Annotated in this window: 1 pseudogene; it reads right to left on the bottom strand. The window is 40.3% G+C overall.

The window, feature by feature from the left end:
- A pseudogene (locus V6256_RS16345) lies at nucleotides 1–206 on the bottom strand (dihydrolipoyl dehydrogenase); the annotation flags it as partial.

Genomic DNA, 206 nt, shown 5'->3' with positions numbered 1-206 from the left:
AAGGAACAGTCGGTACTTGACCTTCGCTACTAGTTGCTTCAATGGTATTAGCTCCAGTATAACGGCCAAAACCATTTACTGTAGTTACTTTACGCATTTTAGCCATGCCTTTAAGGCCACGAGTTAGTTGTGATACTACTTTTTCTTTCCAGATACGGATTATATCGATATCTGTTGATGGCTCACCAAATAATACACCGTGCTCA

It is taken from the genome of Psychromonas aquatilis (genome assembly GCF_038155185.1).
In the GTDB taxonomy this organism is placed as follows: domain Bacteria; phylum Pseudomonadota; class Gammaproteobacteria; order Enterobacterales; family Psychromonadaceae; genus Psychromonas; species Psychromonas aquatilis.
The sequence above is the reverse complement of the archived record's forward strand: the minus strand, read 5'-3'. Positions and strand labels throughout refer to the sequence as shown.